Annotated in this window: 1 protein-coding gene and 1 pseudogene; both read right to left on the bottom strand. The window is 67.4% G+C overall.

Features of this window, described 5'->3' with window-relative positions; genetic code table 11:
* A partial coding sequence (locus tag A1351_RS10865; RefSeq protein ID WP_083967269.1) for a bifunctional enoyl-CoA hydratase/phosphate acetyltransferase occupies window positions 1-1,179 on the bottom strand: 1,179 nt, incomplete at its 3' end.
* Between the two features lie 34 nt (window positions 1,180-1,213).
* Window positions 1,214-1,400, bottom strand: a pseudogene (locus A1351_RS25655) (poly-beta-hydroxybutyrate polymerase); the annotation flags it as partial.

Here is a 1,400-nt window from a genome sequence, read left to right as displayed (position 1 = left end):
GGCCTGCCCGGCGACCGCGGATACGATCCCTTTCTGCCGGGCCGCTTCCAGGCTCACCGCATTGTCGAAAGCGAGCGGACCGTCGACGACGCCGCCCGTGATCTGTCCGCGATCGGCCATCTTGCACAGGGCGGCCGCGTCGAGCGTGGTGCGCATCGAAGGATTGACGGTCTCGACAGCTCCGAGAATGGCGACCTTCGGCGTCTCGATCCCTATCACATGGGCGAGGTCGATCGCGTTCTGGACGATGTCCCGCTTGTCCATGAGAGAAGGCTCGATAGTCACCGCCGCGTCGGTGATCAGCAGCGGACGCGGATAGGACGGGACGTCCATGATATAGACATGGCTGAGGCGGCGCTCCGTCCGCAGCCCGGTATCGGCCGCCACCACCTCATGCATCAGCTCGTCCGTATGGAGAGAGCCTTTCATCAGCAGCTCGGCCTCGCCGGCGCGGACCAGGGCGACGGCCCGCGCGGCCGCGGCGTGACTATGCGGAGCGGCGACGATCCGGAACGCGCCGATGTCGAGCGACGCGGCGGCCGCGGCGGCTCTGATCTTGGCTTCCGGGCCGACGAGGATCGGCGCGACGAGCCCGGCGTCGGCCATTTCGACCACGGATCCGAGCGACGCCGTATCGCATGGATGAGCTACGGCGACGACCGTCGGCGCGAGGCCGGCGACGCGGCTCAGCAAGGTCCGGAACCCGTGGCGTCGATTCAGCCGCACATCGGGCAGCTCGATCCGCGGGCGGCGTACCTTCTCGGTCGGCGCCTGGACCTCGGCCGTTCCGGTTATCACCTCCCGCCCCGTCTGGTTCACGCACACGCAATCGAAGACGATCCGCTTCTTCTCGGGCTTCTTCTCGCGCACGGTGACCGTGGTGGTGATCTCGTCACCGATCCCGACCGGCGCCCGAAAATGCAAGTCCTGGGACAGATAGATCGTCCCCGGACCGGGTAGCCTGGTGCCGAAGACGGCGGAGATCAGCGCGCCGCCCCACATGCCATGGGCGATGATCTTATGGAATAGATCGGTCTCGGCATAGGCTGGATCGAGATGGGCGGGATTGACGTCTCCGGACACCAGCGCGAACAGATCGATGTCCTCCGGCGTGAGGGTCCGCGTGCTGCTGGCGCTGTCGCCGACGGCGATTTCGTCGAAAGTCCGGTTTTCGATCATGTCGGAGGGGGACGGCGTGAAATTCATCGTCGCCTCACCGCTGAAAGACGTAAGAGCCGGGAGCGTCCTCGATCGCCGGATAGCCCTTGTCGGCGGCGCCGAGCCCGGGCGGCGGCACGCGATCCGGGGCCGAATGCTCGGCGAGCCACTGCGTCCAGGCCGGCCACCAGGAGCCGCTTCCGCTCGCCGCCGCCGCGGCCCATTCGTCGGGACCGACGTAA

The organism is Methylosinus sp. R-45379 (assembly GCF_001644125.1).
In the GTDB taxonomy this organism is placed as follows: Bacteria; Pseudomonadota; Alphaproteobacteria; order Rhizobiales; family Beijerinckiaceae; genus Methylosinus.
The sequence above is the reverse complement of the archived record's forward strand: the minus strand, read 5'-3'. Positions and strand labels throughout refer to the sequence as shown.